Below are 16,014 nucleotides of genomic sequence, written 5' to 3'. Positions count from 1 at the left end.
ATTTTTAGAAAGGTTTCTTAATATTCATTACTTTTGATGGTAAACTAAATTTGACGTTATGAGTGCGATTCCAAGCGTAGATTTGAGAGATTTTGTTTCTGGTGATGCTCCCAGGAAAGAAAAATTCATTGCAGAAATAGGTGCTGCTTTTGAGGATATAGGTTTTGTTGCCTTAAGCGGTCATTTTTTATCCGAGAATTTAGTGGAACAGCTTTACGGGGAGATTAAACAGTTTTTTCAACTACCACAAACCACAAAGGATACTTATGAAATTGAAGGAATAGGCGGGCAACGTGGGTACACCTCCTTTGGAAAAGAGCATGCAAAGGGAAAAAAAGAGGGTGACCTTAAAGAGTTTTGGCATTTTGGTCAATATGTTGAAAACAATCCAAAGCTTGAAGCGGAATACCCAGATAATGTTTATGTTAAAGAACTTTCGGAATTCAACAGCGTTGGAAAGGAGGCTTATCAGATGCTAGAAAAGACAGCCAAATATGTTCTTAGGGCTTTAGCTTTGCATCTTGACCTAGATGAAATGTATTTTGATGAATGGATAAAGAATGGAAATTCCATTCTAAGGCCAATTCATTACCCTCCAATTACCTCAGAACCTAAAAATGCCGTAAGAGCGGCTGCGCATGGAGACATCAACCTCATTACATTGCTTATGGGCGCACATGGCAAGGGATTACAGGTAAAGAACCATCAAGGTGAATGGGTAGATGCCATAGCAAGGACCGATCAACTTATGATCAATGTTGGCGATATGCTGTCCAGGCTTACCAATAACAAACTAAAATCTACCATACATCAAGTTGTAAACCCACCTAAAGAACTTTGGGGCACATCTAGGTACTCTATTCCGTTTTTTATGCATCCGATTAGCGAGATGCCTTTAAACTGCCTTTCAGACTGTATTGATGACCAGCATCCAAAAGGATTTGAAGATATTACTGCGGGCGAATATCTGCATGAACGACTTATTGAATTAGGATTAGTAAAGAATTAACTTGTGGATATACAAGATCAACTTAAAAACTTATTTCCGGACCATGTTCCAGATGAAAGCGAGGTCCCCAAAAAAGATAATCCCAAATATTGGCTTCAAGATGCGCCAATAATCTGCAAGTATGAAAAACGCAAGGGCAAGCCTGTAACTATTTTGGAAGGCTATACGGGATCTGATGTTGATTTTAAAAAACTCACTAAGGATCTTAAGTCTTATTTAAGCGTAGGAGGTAGTTATAAAAATGACTTTATCATCATTCAGGGGGATTATCGGGATAAAATTATGGCCTTTTTGAAAGAGCATGGATTTTCTGTTAAAAGAGTTGGCGGATAGCGTATTCATTCCTGATATTATCTTCATATTTTTCCTACGTTGTTAAATTTAAGCTTTGACAACCAATGTTTTATGAAAAAATTTTTGTGTTCTTGGTTTAAATCTTACATTTAATGATTCTAACCGACGAAAACTAAACTGAAAATGAAATCACTGTTGCATATTACCAACGGCGACAATTTCACGTCAAAATTACAATCGTTACACCTAAAAGGAGACATTATTACATGGAGAGAAATGCTGTGTGAAGGCAAGACTCTATGTGCAGTAGGCAGCGAATCTTTTTGGAAAACCCGGTTTGAATTTTTGAACAAAAACTACAAGGTTTCCAAATCTTGGTTTGTCGAGAAAACTCTCAAAGAATATAGGTCGCTATGTAACCACAAGCAACAGGACCAGATTGTTCTTTGGTTTGAATATGATCTTTTCTGCCAAATAAACATGCTGGCCGTATTAAGTTGGTTAAAAACGCATAGAAGACACGCAGAGATTTCTTTAGTGTGTAGCGGAAAAGAGGATGAAAGTGATAAATTATATGGTTTAAGCGAACTCAGTGATGAGAAATTGCTGAATTTATATGAGAATAGAACCATCTTGTCTCAAGATGATATTGAATTTGCTGACTATGTCTGGCAATTGTATTGCAGCGACAACCCTATTCGATTAGAAAACTTGATTGCGCATAACAATTTTCAGTTTCAATACTTATCTGAGGCCTTAAGAGCACATTTAAAACGTTTTCCAACCATTAAGAACGGTCTTAATGAAATGGAGAACCGTATTTTGGACACAGCGGCAATTCAAAAACCAGAATCCAGAGCTGTCTTATTAAAACAAATTCTTGCAAATCAAGGGTATTATGGTTTTGGAGATACACAGTATGATCGCATGATTTCTTCACTGAAACCCTTATTTGGCTCTTTCAATCCGGTTAAGCTAACAAGGAAAGGAAAAGAAGTTCTTGCCAACAAAGCGAATTACTACTCCCAACTACGTGACAATCAATTATATTTAGGAGGTTCTTTAAAGTATAACTTCTTATATAACTCTACTACAGATCGCATCTTAAAACTCTAGAATGGCCTTAAGTGACTCAGAACTTATTCTGAATCCTGATGGCAGTATTTACCATCTTAATCTTTTACCGGAAGATATCTCCTCAACGATAATCACCGTTGGAGACCCCAGTCGTGTGCATTTGGTTACCAAATATTTCGATTCTATTCAAATTGAAAAAGGAAGTAGGGAGTTCTTAACCCATACAGGCGTATACAAGGGGAAAAGAATAACTGTTATTTCCACCGGTATTGGCACTGACAATATAGATATTGTTTTTAACGAATTAGATGCGCTGGTAAACATAGATTTTTCCACCAGAGAAATCAAAAATGATAAAATACAGTTAGATTTTATACGGATTGGTACATCTGGTGCGATACAAGCAGATATACCCATAGATTCATTTTTGCTAAGCTCATCTGCTATAGGTTTGGAGGGGCTTCTTCATTTTTATGAAGCTGGACACGTAAGAAACAAGGACCTGCAAGAACGGCTTAATAATTTTCTAGGGTGGAACCAACATAACATAACAGCTTATGCGGTGGATTCTGATGAAAATTTAAGAAATAAAATCTATTCAAATCGTATACGATTAGGCATAACAGTTACAAATTCAGGGTTTTACGGGCCACAAGGAAGAAGTCTTAGGTTGACCCCAAAAATTTCTGATTTTAATGAAAAGCTTGCCTCCTTTTTATACCAGAATCAACAGATAACCAACCTTGAAATGGAGACCGCCGGCATCTATGGCTTAGCAAAACTTCATGGACACCGTGCTGTATCTTTAAACGCTATTCTTGCCAATAGAGCTACTGGGGAGTTTTCTACAAATGCATCTAAAACAGTGGACAATCTTATAAAATATACTTTAGAAAGACTTGTTTCCTAAACATTGGCTTGATCTTATTTTCGCTATATTTTCGCTATATTTTTGTCTATTTTAAAACCTTATGAAAACAGTTAAAATAGTTGGTGTACCCGAACATTTTAATCTCCCATGGCATTTAACCATCGAAGAAGGCGCTTTTGAAGACCGGGGCATACATTTAGAATGGACAGATGTTCCAGAAGGCACAGGAAAAATGTGCCAGCTTCTACAGGATGGTGAAACAGATTTGGCTATTATACTTACCGAAGGTCTGGTTAAAAGTATTTCTCAAGGAAATCCATCCAAAATTGTACAAGAGTATATCTCTTCCCCTCTACTTTGGGGAATTCACGTTGCCAACAACAGCGAACGCACATCCATAGCAACATTAGAAAAAGACAAAATTGCTATAAGTCGCATGGGAAGTGGAAGTCACTTAATGGCATACCTGCATGCACAGGACCAAGGCTGGAATACAGATACACTTCAATTTGAAATAATAGACAACTTAGAAGGTGCCGTTAAAAACCTTAGTGAAGGCTCGGGTGCCTATTTTATGTGGGAGCATTTTACAACAAAACCATTGGTGGACAAAGGTCTCTTTAAAAGGCTTGGAGACTGCCCCACCCCGTGGCCCTGTTTTGTTATCGCTGCTACAAATGCTTTTTTAAAGTCTAATGGAGAATTACTGAAACACATCCTAGAAGTTATTAATACCTATACTATTGAATTCAAACAAATACCAAGTATTGATAGTACTTTGGCAAATAGATACCGTCAGCAATTAGAGGATATTCAAGATTGGCTTTCACGAACAACCTGGGGACAAAATCAAATGGCCTTAAAAACCTTGGATGAAGTACAAAATAGACTCATAAGTCTACAACTTATCGATGAGGTGAAAAGCTCTAAAGTGTTTCTATACTCTAGAGTCTAGGAAAAATATTTCTTAATTAATGCCTTAAATTTTAGGTCGGAAAGTGGCTTTTGGCCGGTTCCCTTCACATTAGGGTTTGCCAATGCCAAAGCTGTGGTTTCTTCAGTATCCAAAGCGGTTAACATAACTACCACAATTTTTTCTTTAAAACCCTCATCAAACTTTTTATCAAAAGCGTCCAAGAATTCCCAACCATTCATTGTAGGCATATTGGTGTCCAAAATGAGTAAGCATGGCATAAAATCCTCATCTGAAGTGGTCTCCAAAAAGTGAATAGCTTCTTTTCCGTTAGTGGCTGTATTGACCGTTAAACCGCTATCCAATTGTTTTACAAAAAACCTATTTAAGAAGTTCGTGGTATCGTCGTCATCGACGAGTAAAACTGATTTCAGTCTGCGCAATTTATTAAGAATTTTCTGATGGTTGTGTTAGTATGTAAACGTACGAATTCTTATCATACTTTAAGAAAACCCTTTCAAGAAGTAATTCACCAACTTATCAACCTTTTTTCCATTTTACCCAACAGGGCATTGGTTTTACTAAAGTGTTGATTACCAAACCAAAGACCTCTATTTGCACTTAATGGTGAAGGATGGCCAGATGTAAGTATGTGATGTTTTGCTTTATCTATCAAGATTGATTTCTTTTTTGCAAACCCTCCCCAAAGCAAAAAAACAATACCTTCTTGTTTAGAGGATACTGTTTTTATAACGGCATCTGTAAACTCCTCCCAGCCTTTTTTTTGATGACTTCCTGCTTCATGCGCCCTTACTGTGAGAGTTGCATTTAAAAGCAGTACTCCTTGCTGTGCCCATCGTTCTAAGTTCCCGCTTTTGGGGTACGGTTGTTCCACATCAACCTTTATTTCTTTAAAAATGTTCACTAGTGAAGGTGGATGGGGAATTTCATCTTTTACAGAAAAGCACAATCCATTGGCCTGGTTAGGTCCATGATAAGGGTCCTGTCCTATAATAACAACTTTGGTCTCTTGAAATGGACAATGATCAAATGCGGCAAAAATATCCTTCCCTTTAGGAAAACAAGTATACTGTTGATATTCCTGTTTTACAAATTGAGTCAGTTGCTGAAAATAGGGTTTGTCAAACTCAGGTTGTAAATGGGGTTTCCAGCTAGGGTCTATATTCACATTCATTAATTCTTCTTATTTCTTTGGATAAATCTAAAAATAATATCTTTCCTTGTGTCTAATATTCAAAATTAACCAATGTCTTTTCTTCAAAAATTAAAATTTCCAACAGCACATACCGTCTTGTTCATTATCGCTGCTATTGTCTGCCTCCTAACCTGGATTATTCCTGCTGGCCAGTATGACCGTCTTTCGTATGACAGTGAAACGAATACATTGATTAGAACTTCACAGGAAACAAGTATCAGCTTTCCCGCTACTCAAAAAAACCTTAATGAACTAACAATTCAAATTCCAATAGAAAAATTCAAAGAGGGAGCCATCTCCAAACCCATAAGCATTCCAAACACCTATAGAAAATTGGAAGGACAACCTCAAGGTCTCGTTGGTTTTATCCAGGCCCCTTTAAAGGGTATCATGCAATCTGCGGATATCATCTTACTTGTTTTGATCATAGGCGGTTTAATAAGCATTGTAAATGCAACCAAGGCCTTTGAAGCCGGAATTGCATGGTTGGCTGAAAAACTCAAGGGTAGGGAATTTGTACTCATTATAATGGTGACTACTTTAATTGCGCTTGGAGGAACTACTTTTGGGCTGGAGGAAGAAACCATTGCCTTCTACCCAATTCTAATTCCCATTTTCTTGGCTGCCAAGTACGACGCAATTGCCTGTATCGCTTCAATTTACATTGGTTCTTCAATTGGAACCTTAGCATCAACGGTCAATCCGTTTAGCACCATTATTGCATCAGATGCAGCTGGGATTAATTGGACCGTGGGCTTGAACGGTCGTCTTATTATGTTATTGCTTGGGCTTATTGTTTGTATAGTTTACATTATACGCTATGCGCAAAAAGTCAAAAAAAATCCTGAGAAATCCATTATTTATAATCAAAAGGAAGAAATAGAAAAATTGTTTTTGGGCGCAAAGGCGTCTGTAGTTTCAAAGCTGACATTAAAACTAAGACTGGTACTATTCATTTTTGCATGCTGTTTTGTAATTATGGTTTATGGTGTTTCACAATTAGGATGGTGGTTTTTGGAAATGACCTCTGTTTTTCTTGCTGGAGCATTATTAATCGGTTTTATCACCAGGCTTAATGAAAAGCAATTTGTGACTGAGTTTATGTCCGGAGCAAAGGATCTATTGGGTGTGGCTTTTATAATCGGTATCGCCAGAGGAATAACGGTTCTGATGGAGGACGGCCAGGTTAGTGATACTTTGTTGTTCTATGCAAGTGAGTTAACCTCGGGCATGCATAAAGGCTTATTTATTAATGTTACCTGTTTGCTGTATAGTGGTTTAACTTTTTTTATCCCCTCTTCTTCAGGCATGGCAGTGCTAACTATGCCTATAATGTCACCTTTGGCAGATAATGTTGGTGTTGGCAGGGAAATTATGGTGAACGCATATCAATATGGCGTAGGGCTTTTTAAATTCATTAACCCCACAGGAATCATTTTGGCATCTCTTGCGTTGGTCAATGTAGGTTATGACAAATGGTTAAAGTTTGTTTGGCCGTTGGTTTTACTTTTAGGTATTCTAGCAATGTCCACACTTACAATTAGTATTTATCTTTGAGTAAGATTAGAAAATACCTAAAATGAAAATATTGATTATTGGAGGAAAAGGAACTATTGGAAACAAAGTGACCAGTTACTTTTCAGAAAAAAATGAAGTGTTGGTTGCTGGTAGAACCTCTGGTGATGTCACCGTGGATATTGCCGACAGTAGTTCCATTGAAAACCTGTTTAAGCAAACTGGCAAACTAGATGCCATCATCTGTATTGCTGGTGAAGCCAAATGGGCGGATTTTAAGGACTTGACCGAGGATGACTACTACATTGGACTTAAGAGTAAATTGATGGGACAGGTAAACTTGGTTCGTATTGGACAACATTTTTTAAATCCTAGCGGTTCAATTACCTTGTCTACAGGTATTTTGGCCGATGACCCTGTTGTAAAAACAGCAAGTGCAGCAATGGTAAATGGTGGAATACACAGTTTTGTACAGGCTGTGGCTTTAGAAATTGAAAATGGAATTAGAGTTAACGTAGTTTCATTGGGAATGGTAGTGGACGCATATGAAAAATACAAAGACTACTTTCCAGGTCACAACCCAGTTTCAATGGAAAAAGCAGTTAATGCCTATATAAGAAGTGTAAACGGAAAAGGAAACGGTGAAGTCATTCGCGTCTATAATTGATCCGACGGCATATTCCTCATATCTTTAGAATCCTAAATGTCTCCAGTTTGAAACAGAGCACGCAAATTTTTTTGATATTTTGGACGGTAGCCCTTGTTTTAGGATGCAGAGGTCCAAAATCGAAGGAGGTTTTAGTTGCAGCTGTATCTGAGGATTTTCCTGCTGTAGGTGCTTTACCCAAAAGTGTAGTATCACCAAAAGGCAACCCTTCATCCATAGAAAAAGAAGCTCTGGGCAAACTTCTGTTTTATGACCCCATATTATCAGGAAATAAAGACATCTCTTGCGCAACATGCCATCATCCAGATATGGGGTATGCGGATTTTTTGGATATTTCTATAGGCACTAATGCCAAAGGCCTCGGAAGTAAAAGAAAATTCAATGCTCAAAATGATATTCCTTTTGTTAAACGAAATGCTCAGACCATATTGAATTCGGCTTTTAACGGAATACAAAACCACGAACCTTATGCTCCAGAGAATGCACCCATGTTTTGGGACGACAGGGCAAAAAGCCTTGAAAAACAAGCATTGGAGCCCATTAAGGCTTTTGAGGAAATGCGTGGTCGCAGTTTTACAGAAAATGAAATTTTACTGGTGGTTATAGATAGATTAAAAAATATTCCTGAGTATCAAACACTATTTAAGAATGCGTTTAATGATGCAGAACCCATTACCATTGAAAATTTAGGAAAAGCCATTGCGGCTTTTGAAAGAACTCTGATTAACAACAATTCTCGTTTTGATCAATATATGAGGGGTGATGGAGAGGCTATTTTAATTAGTGAGAAAGATGGGTTTGAACAATTTAAAAAAGTTGGGTGCGTCAATTGCCATAATGGCCCAATGTTCTCTGATTATAAGATGCACGTTCTGGGGGTTCCGGAGAATTCAAAACTACCTTTTGTAGATTTTGGGATTGCGGATATAAGTGCAAAAGACAGTTTCGCCTTTAGAACTCCATCTTTAAGAAACCTTAGGTTCACAGCCCCGTACATGCACAATGGCAGTTTTATGACTTTAAGGAGGGTGCTGGAATTCTATGAGGATATTTCCAAGGGTAAAGTTCGCAATCCAAATGTACATCCATCCCAATTTGACCCTTTTGTTCATGACTTGGAACTATCAGTAAAAGAAATGGGCTTGATCATTTCATTCCTGAACACATTGAATGATCCTGATTTTGACAAAACCATTCCAGAAAATGTACCCAGTGGGTTACCTGTTGGCGGCTTCGTTAACTAAAACCTATGTTTTCTCAAAATCTTCACATCTGTTCCTTCTCTATTCTTGTCCATCTCTTTTTTAAGCGGACTGAATACCTATCTTTGCGCTGCTAGTAAAAGAAAATGCAAAGCATACATCCAAAAACACTTCAAGATTTAGAATTTCCAACAGTATTGGAACAGGTTTCTGCACGCTGCAATACAGAATTGGGAAAAGAAACGGCCCTAGAAGTTAAGCCTATTGCTGACAAGGAACTTTTATTGAAGATTTTAGGGCAAACATCAGAGTATTTAGCATCTTTTTCTAATGATAATAGAATTCCGAACCATGGTTTTGATACTATCAATGGGGAACTGAAGTTATTGAAGATTGAAAACACGACTTTAGAAATTTCTGGGTTCAGGCGAATAGGCGGTATTTGCAAAACTGTTGGGCTACATCAGAAATTCTTTAAAAAATTCAAAGAATACTACCCCCTCCTTTTTACCAGTACTGAACAATTGGAAGTCAATACTGAAATTCCCGTCGCTATAGACAATGTCATTGATAAGTTTGGAGAAATCAGAGATGATGCTTCTATTGAACTGCACCATATACGAAGGCAAATCAATGAAGTTCGCGGCAAAATCAATCAGAGTTTTGGTGTTGCCCTGACTAGATGCCAATCACTGGATTTTCTTGATGACATACGTGAATCTGTTGTTGAAAACCGAAGAGTCTTAGCGGTGAAAGCAATGCACCGTAAAAAAGTAAAGGGAACAATGATGGGCAGTTCCAAAACGGGCAGTATCGTTTACATTGTTCCAGAGACAACCCTCAATTTTGTTAGGGAACTCAGTAATCTTGAATTTGAAGAAAAAGAAGAGGTCCAACGTATCCTAAACCAGCTTACGGATACCATGAGACCTTATGATTATCTTTTAAAACAATATCAAAACTACCTTATTCATTTAGACATTACAGCAGCTAAGGCCAAATATGCTTCTGACATGAACGCCTTGCTCCCAGAAATCAATGAAAAAAAAGAACTTTTTCTGCGAGATGCCTATCATCCCCTACTCTTTCTGACCAACAAACTCAAACGAGAAAAGACATGGCCACAAACCATTCAATTACATAAAGAAAATAGGATAATCGTTATTTCTGGCCCAAATGCTGGTGGAAAAAGCATCACGTTAAAGACAATAGGGCTTTTGCAAGTGATGCTACAAAGTGGTTTGCTTATTCCAGTGCATGAACGTAGTACAGTCTGTCTGTTCGATAAGATATTAACCGATATAGGAGACAACCAGTCTATTGAAAATCATCTAAGCACGTATAGCTATCGTCTTAAGAACATGAATCAATTCTTAAAACGGTGCAATGACAAAACCCTATTCTTAATTGACGAATTTGGAACTGGTAGTGACCCGGAATTAGGTGGTGCGCTGGCTGAGGCCTTCTTGGAAATTTTTTATGAGCGCGAAGCGTATGGGGTTATCACTACACATTATGCCAATTTAAAAGCTTTAGCTGATGAGTTACCGCATGCCACCAATGCCAACATGCTGTTCAACTCCAAAACTTTAGAACCCACCTTTCAATTGATCCTGGGAGAAGCTGGAAGCTCTTTTACTTTTGAAGTAGCACAAAAAAATGGCATCCCCTATAGTTTAATCAATAAGGCCAAGAAAAAGATTGAACGTGGCAAGGTGCGTTTTGATGCGACCATAGCCAAACTACAGAAAGAGCGGTCCAAAATGGTCCAGACTGGTTCCCGGTTGCAAGATGAAGAAACCAAAGCGCGTGATGAAGCAGAACGTTTGGAAAAACTAAATGCTAAAATCAAGTCCAAGCTGGAAAACTATCAAGAATTGTATGATCATAACCAACGGATGATTCAATTAGGTGATAAAATCAATACAGCCGCTGAGCGCTATTTTATAGACAACAAAAAGCGGCCTTTAATCTCCGAGTTGCTGAGAATAGTAGAAACCGAAAACAGCAAACGTAAAAAAACATCAGCAAAACAGGCAAAAGCAAAACAGGTTCAAAAGAAACAGGTGGCCCAAGAGCTAGAGCAAAAAATTGTAAAGGTTAGGCAAGAAAAGAAGGTTGAAAAGAAAAAGGCAATTCAAAAAGAAAAGAACAAACCCAGACCTGTCTTTAAAATAGGAGATCGCGTCCGCCTTTTTGATGGGAAAGCAGTAGGCACTATTGATACCCTGGAAAAAAACAAGGCCGCTGTCAATTATGGTATGTTCATGACCAATGTAAGCATAGACCAGCTGGAATTAGTAGAGGCAAAAAAATAGTCTTTGAGTCATTTCAAGCGGAGTCAAGAAGCCACGGTTGCTAAAGAAGATCTATGTTGAATACATTTCAGCATTCAAACAATCCTTACCTTAACACTTGGTTTAATTCCTAATCATGCAAGAAACTATTAAAGTAAAGATTGACGATTTAATCTTCGATTGCCGAACTGATGGCGATAAAGAAAACGAATTAGTGATTTTTTTACATGGCTGGCCCGAGACTTCATATATGTGGAAAAAGTTAATGTCTCACTTTTCCGAAAAAGGCTTCTATTGCGTAGCACCTAATTTAAGGGGGTACAGCAAAGACGCTTGTCCGAAGGGCAAAAAACACTATAGTTTAGATAAATTAGCTAAGGATATTTTAGGTATTTCCAAGTTTCTAAATACACAAAAATTTCATCTTGTTGGTCATGATTGGGGAGCCATTATTGGCTGGAAAATAGTTCATGATTATCAAGACAGAATTTTAAGTTGGACTGGAATCTCTGTTCCTCATTATCAAGCATTTGGAAAAGCAATTGTAGCGGATACGGAACAACGTAAAATGAGTCAATATGTCAAAAACTTTCAGTTGCCATATCTTCCAGAAGAAGGAATTAGAAAAGATGACTTTAAAATATTAAGAAAGTTATGGAAGAACAGTGAGCCGAGTGAAATTGATGATTATTTGAAGGTTTTTAGAAACCCAAAACAACTGACAGCATCCATAAATTATTATCGAAGTAACTATACGTTATTAAAGAAAGCTGCAAAAGACACAATATTGGGAGATATTAATGTTCCTACTTTATTTATTTGGGGAAAAAAGGACATTGCGATAGGTTCATATGCTGTCAATGAAAGTCATCAATACATGAAAAATGATTATGAGTTTATAGAATTGGATTCGGGTCATTGGCTTATTCAAACTAAGTATCATGAACTAGAAAATGCCATAACAAAGCATGTATTAAAGTACCAAAGCGTTACATAAACCAATAAGAAACCCTACCTATTCAGCTTTATAAAACAAAATAACAGCCGGCATCAGGTTGTTGAACCCAACCTGAGCGGCCAGCTGCTTGAACTGTTCTTATTTAATTGCAATTGACGCTTTGAAAAGTATATTCTGTACAAACACCCAAAAAGCGTTTGGAACAGTAAGCCTCATAACAGTATTCCTTATCCAAATATCCTAGAGATTGCTCGCCCAATGTTCTCCAGACTCCATCCCAGAATTGGAATTGGATGTTTACTCCATGTGCCCCTTCAGGCGGGGCCATGCTAAAGAATATGTTCTGTTTATTCACTTTTTCCCATTCAGTCTCTTTTACCGTCTGTGTGCCCTTCACTTTATAGGAGAATCGGAAGCGTACATCAACCAGGATCTTTTTTCTAAGCTTTGCATTTTTATGGACATACTCAAATGTGGTGCATTTTTCAACACGATAGTCAGTGTTGTACCCCATTTTCGCAATTCTGTTGTCCTTTAAATACTTAACGGTATAACCAATTGGTGCTCCAGGGTTATCACGACTGTAGAGCGCTCCTTCAGAAATAACATAGTTAAGACCTCCCTTACCTTCTTCTATTTCACTTCCTGTGATTACTTCCGTGGCTACTTGTGCGTTTCCACCAATAGTCACCACATTGATGGTCGATTCTTTGATGATTTTCTCATACTCAGCATTAATTTCAACTGTGGCGCCTTTTTTAGCGGTTTTGTATTCCAAAACTGCTTCTAGGTTAACATCGGTTTCCGTATCCGTAGTTTCCATTCGCATCATAATAATTCTTCCATACTGCACCGAGCTGACATAGGCTGGTGGACTTTCATTGGAAAGAATGGACTGAGCCGTTGCCAAATCTACATCATTGCCAAAAACGGCAGCCGGACTTTCCGGGGTTTCCATAACCACATCATAAAACACCTGTCTATACAATAGCGTTGCCACTCTTTTCTCTGTGGTCTTGGTATAATCAAATTGTGATTCAAAAGATGATCCTTTGGACCATTCGGTGCTTACACCAAGGTCAAGGCTCATTTGTTCTCTACTATATGCAGTAGTCTTCTCAAAATAAGTATCGGCATCTATTTCATAGCCCTGTGGTTGGATTTGTGCATTCCAATATTCCAGAGCTACATCAATACTGGCCTGTGTATTCTGAAAGGTGGGATCATCAACGGTAATATTACCGCCATCTCCTATTCCAGGCAAATCTACCCTAAGTTTTGTCGGCGCCTTGGAAACTTGCAAGGGTAATGGAGCTCCATTCAATAAATCTCCATTCCCAATAACCAAAGCTCCGGGGTAAATTACACCTATGGTTGGATCAAAGACCACTACGTCCTCAAAATTGGAGCGGATGTTATAGTCAATGGTTCTACATTCTGTAACCCAACCCAAATCCGTGTTTTTATTTGTTCGGTCATTGGTCGGGTCTGTACCTGTCGTGCTTTGAACATTTAAAATTTGTTCGGGATCATAGCTTAAGTTAGCTATTGCCTCATTGATTGCATCAAGATCTTGATTGTTTTCTGGTTCAGGAGTTGGCTCTTCTGGAGTCTCAGTCACAGGATTTTCTCCTCCACCGGTTTCAACAGGTGGTTCTACGGGCTCAATTTCGCTACCGCAGGAAATTACACCTAATAATGATACACTTATCAGCATTATCATAAATACCCTTGAGGTTTGGTGTTTTGTTTTCATAACTTTTTGGTTTTTAGGATTCAACACTCCAAACCTAGAGTAGAAAAACGCACATCCCTAATTTTCACCATGGACAAAGTATGGACAACATCCTAGGATTGACCTCAAATCAGACATGGACAAGGATAATTTAAGCAATAAGCAAAAAATCCTTCAACACCAATAAAATCAAGGCTTTATAGATTCTATTGACCCATCCTGCAACCTGCATGAGTATGGACTTTACATGGACAAACCCTTTTTGAGGTGCAATATGGCATGTCTTACCAAGAGATTTATTGGGTATCTTGGTGGTGTAATCAACCTCTCATGAAAAAACTAAGATTTTGTTTGGCGGCAATTCTTTTTGCTCCATTATGGTGTTTGGGCCAACTTCAAGGGCAGGAAAGAATTGATAGTTTACTCGCTCAACTAAACACTCTAGAAGATGGCATTCCAAAAATCAAGACCCTAGAATATTTGTATTATGCTGAAGTCTATAACCAACCTGAAAAGGGATTGGAATATGCCAGAAAAAGTCTGGAACTCTCAACAAATCTAAAAGACTGGTCCAATATAGGTAAAGCATATTATCATATCGGAGTTTACCATAAGCTTACTGCTTCCCTTGATTCTGCCAAATATTATTATAACAAGTCTCTAGAGGTTTGGAACAAACATCCGAATATCAAACAAGAAGCAAACACGCTATCTGCCATAGCTAGAATTGACTTTGACCAAGGTCAAGTAGAAAGTGCCATTGAAATGGAGAAAAAAGTTACGGAAATATTTAGGCAAAATGGTTTTTGGTTGAATTATGGAAATGGTCTCGGAAGCGTTGGAAGCATGTATCAATCAAAAGGCAATTACAAACTCGCGTATGATTACACATTAAAATCCATCAAAGTATTGGATACGGTTCCTGAAGAACCCTGGAGGGATGCAGATTCATATGCTCAACTTGGTAGCATTGAGTACAATCAGGGAAACTATAAAGAAGCTATTATCCATTATGAAGCCGCTCAAAAAATATATAAGGCTACAAATGACAACATTTATATGGGTCATAATTTTGTGGACATGGGTTCCGTCTTTGTTGAGCTAAATGAATACGATAAAGCTATTGATATGTTTGATAAAGCCCTTAAAATAGCGAAAGAAATCGACGTTCCAAATATGCAGGCCAACAGTCTCAGTAACCTTGGGATGACATATTCTAAGAAGAAGGAATATAGCAAGGCATTAGGCTACTTGTTGGAAGCAGAGAAGATAAATAAGAAAAACAATTCGATACTTAATGTTATAGCTAATTTAGGTGAAACTGGCAACGCTTTTAGTCTAGCTGGTCAGACAAAGAAAGGAATCGATTATTTAAATAAGACAATTCAGATTGCAGATTCAGCAGGAGCTCTCGACTTAAAAAAACAAGCCTTGTTTTATAGATATCAAGCATTTAAAAGAGATAACAAAAATAATTTAGCATTTAATGATATTGAAAATTATCTAAAAATTAATGATAGTATTTTCAGCAGGGATAAATCCAGGCAAATCGAAGAACTCAAAACCATCTACGAAACCGAAAAAAAGGAAGCCGAAATCGCACTTCAAGAGGAAGAAATCAAAACCTTAAATGAAAAGGCCAAGGTCGACAGGCTCACTAAAGGGCTTTACGCCGGGGGCATGGCCTCTGCTCTAGGCTTGTTCGGATTGTCTGTCTTTGGATATAGACAGCGTATCAAAAAGAATAGAATAGCACGCGAAAAACAAGAGGAAATCTATAAACAAGAAATTGAGCACAAGAAAAAGGAATTGACTAGTCAAACCTTGCACCTGGTTCAAAAGAACACCTTTATCCAGGAGCTCAAGGAAAATCTGGAAAACCTTAAAAGCTCGCCGGAAAAATTCAAGGTGGAGTTTCGACGTATTGTGATGCTCCTTAAAAAACAGAATGCTTCCGACAAGGATTGGGAGGTCTTTAAATCCTATTTCTCAGAGGTGCACAACGACTTTGACCAAAAACTCAAAACCCTCTACCCCGATATTTCCGAAAAAGAAATCCGTTTGGCGGCCTTCTTAAGAATGAACCTGACTACCAAGGAAATTGCGGCTACTTTAAATGTATTGCCAGAAAGTATCTTGAAATCCAAATACCGACTCAAAAAGAAGTTAGAACTGGACAAAGAAATGGATTTAACTTCTTTTTTAAATACCCTTTGAATGTTATAAAGAGGTTGTCTTAAAAAACTCCAAACTTCTTTGG

14 protein-coding genes are annotated in these 16,014 nt (G+C 37.9%); 11 read left to right on the top strand and 3 right to left on the bottom strand.

What is annotated here, in order from left to right; genetic code table 11:
* Nucleotides 1-58: 58 nt before the first annotated feature.
* The 5 genes from LV704_RS17630 to LV704_RS17610 all read left to right on the top strand — a co-directional run bounded on the left by LV704_RS17630 (nt 59) and on the right by LV704_RS17610 (nt 4,206).
* Complete coding sequence (locus tag LV704_RS17630) at nt 59-1,009, top strand: isopenicillin N synthase family oxygenase (RefSeq protein ID WP_163422399.1); 951 nt, start codon at nt 59-61, stop codon at nt 1,007-1,009.
* Nucleotides 1,010-1,012: 3 nt separating this feature from the next.
* Nucleotides 1,013-1,342, top strand: coding sequence for a translation initiation factor (locus LV704_RS17625; protein ID WP_163422400.1), 330 nt, complete (start codon nt 1,013-1,015; stop codon nt 1,340-1,342).
* Nucleotides 1,343-1,486: 144 nt separating this feature from the next.
* Entirely contained in the window at nt 1,487-2,419 is a 933-nt protein-coding gene (locus LV704_RS17620; protein WP_163422401.1) for a DUF1835 domain-containing protein, read from the top strand.
* A 1-nt stretch (nt 2,420) separates the two neighbouring features.
* Nucleotides 2,421-3,290, top strand: a complete 870-nt coding sequence (locus LV704_RS17615) for a nucleoside phosphorylase (protein ID WP_163422403.1) — start codon at nt 2,421-2,423, stop codon at nt 3,288-3,290.
* 61 nt (nt 3,291-3,351) lie between these two features.
* Nucleotides 3,352-4,206, top strand: a complete 855-nt coding sequence (locus tag LV704_RS17610; protein WP_163422405.1) for a substrate-binding domain-containing protein — start codon at nt 3,352-3,354, stop codon at nt 4,204-4,206.
* Here the strand turns inward: LV704_RS17610 and LV704_RS17605 are convergent.
* Both LV704_RS17605 and LV704_RS17600 read right to left on the bottom strand, forming a co-directional pair.
* Nucleotides 4,203-4,607, bottom strand: coding sequence for a response regulator (locus tag LV704_RS17605; RefSeq protein WP_163422407.1), 405 nt, complete (start codon nt 4,605-4,607; stop codon nt 4,203-4,205). The genes LV704_RS17610 and LV704_RS17605 overlap by 4 nt on opposite strands.
* Before the next feature lie 86 nt (nt 4,608-4,693).
* Entirely contained in the window at nt 4,694-5,359 is a 666-nt protein-coding gene (locus LV704_RS17600) for a uracil-DNA glycosylase (RefSeq protein WP_163422409.1), read from the bottom strand.
* A 72-nt stretch (nt 5,360-5,431) separates the two neighbouring features.
* Between LV704_RS17600 and LV704_RS17595 the strand changes: the two genes are divergently transcribed.
* The 5 genes from LV704_RS17595 (at nt 5,432) to LV704_RS17575 (ending at nt 12,058) form a co-directional block, all read left to right on the top strand.
* On the top strand, nt 5,432-6,937 hold the full coding sequence (locus LV704_RS17595; RefSeq protein ID WP_163422411.1) for a YfcC family protein: 1,506 nt from the start codon (nt 5,432-5,434) through the stop codon (nt 6,935-6,937).
* A 22-nt stretch (nt 6,938-6,959) separates the two neighbouring features.
* Nucleotides 6,960-7,562 (top strand): short chain dehydrogenase, encoded by a 603-nt coding sequence (locus LV704_RS17590; protein WP_163422413.1) that lies wholly within the window; start codon nt 6,960-6,962, stop codon nt 7,560-7,562.
* A 47-nt stretch (nt 7,563-7,609) separates the two neighbouring features.
* Nucleotides 7,610-8,806, top strand: a complete 1,197-nt coding sequence (locus LV704_RS17585) for a cytochrome-c peroxidase (protein WP_233782076.1) — start codon at nt 7,610-7,612, stop codon at nt 8,804-8,806.
* Between the two features lie 104 nt (nt 8,807-8,910).
* Nucleotides 8,911-11,082, top strand: coding sequence for a DNA mismatch repair protein MutS (locus tag LV704_RS17580; protein WP_163422414.1), 2,172 nt, complete (start codon nt 8,911-8,913; stop codon nt 11,080-11,082).
* Nucleotides 11,083-11,197: 115 nt separating this feature from the next.
* Nucleotides 11,198-12,058 carry an alpha/beta hydrolase gene (locus LV704_RS17575; RefSeq protein ID WP_163422416.1) on the top strand — a complete coding sequence of 287 codons (861 nt, stop codon included), beginning with the start codon at nt 11,198-11,200 and terminating at the stop codon, nt 12,056-12,058.
* A 103-nt stretch (nt 12,059-12,161) separates the two neighbouring features.
* Here the strand turns inward: LV704_RS17575 and LV704_RS17570 are convergent, their stop codons facing one another.
* Entirely contained in the window at nt 12,162-13,775 is a 1,614-nt protein-coding gene (locus tag LV704_RS17570) for a thiol-activated cytolysin family protein (RefSeq protein WP_163422418.1), read from the bottom strand.
* Between the two features lie 309 nt (nt 13,776-14,084).
* Here LV704_RS17570 and LV704_RS17565 point away from each other — a divergent pair, with 309 nt between their 5' ends.
* Entirely contained in the window at nt 14,085-15,971 is a 1,887-nt protein-coding gene (locus LV704_RS17565) for a tetratricopeptide repeat protein (RefSeq protein WP_163422420.1), read from the top strand.
* Nucleotides 15,972-16,014: the final 43 nt, after the last annotated feature.

It is taken from the genome of Flagellimonas sp. CMM7, assembly GCF_021390195.1.
In the GTDB taxonomy this organism is placed as follows: domain Bacteria; phylum Bacteroidota; class Bacteroidia; order Flavobacteriales; family Flavobacteriaceae; genus Flagellimonas.
The sequence above is the reverse complement of the archived record's forward strand: the minus strand, read 5'-3'. Positions and strand labels throughout refer to the sequence as shown.